The organism is Flavicella sediminum (assembly GCF_006381105.1).
Classification (GTDB): domain Bacteria; phylum Bacteroidota; class Bacteroidia; order Flavobacteriales; family Flavobacteriaceae; genus Flavicella; species Flavicella sediminum.
This window is the reverse complement of record NZ_VDET01000063.1, coordinates 1-429: the sequence shown is the minus strand read 5'-3', so window position 1 is coordinate 429 and position 429 is coordinate 1. Positions and strand designations below refer to the sequence as shown.

Genomic DNA, 429 nt, shown 5'->3' with positions numbered 1-429 from the left:
AGTCTTTTGTAGAAGGCTTGTTTGCTAATCCCGAAGCATTGATAGAACCATTTTCTTTTAAAAGCTTTTTCTTCTTTAGTTCTATCTCTTTTGCTAATGTTTCGGGCAATGACTTTTTTGCCATGTCTACGCCTGTAATGATTTCCATATCCGCAATGATATCTTGCTGAAAGTCCTTTACAAACTCCAGTTCTTCAATGCGTTCTTTTAATTTTTTAATCTCGTCTAGTTTGCTCATGCCTGTTTTTTGTTGTTGCAAAGTACAGTGATTTTTTAACCAATAGGAAATAGTAGATCTAGAAATATTAAATTTTTCGGCTGCGAAGTTAACCGAGATCTGCCCATTTAGAATTTGGTCAATGACCAATAATTTGTGCTGAAAAGTAACTTTTTCGTAGTTATTTTTTCGACAGGGTTGGTTTTGTTTTG

1 pseudogene is annotated in these 429 nt (G+C 34.0%); it reads right to left on the bottom strand.

Annotated features, from left to right (window positions below):
- Positions 1 to 259 (bottom strand): annotated as a pseudogene (locus FGM02_RS18295) (helix-turn-helix domain-containing protein); the annotation flags it as partial.
- Between the last annotated feature and the right edge of the window lie 170 nt (positions 260 to 429).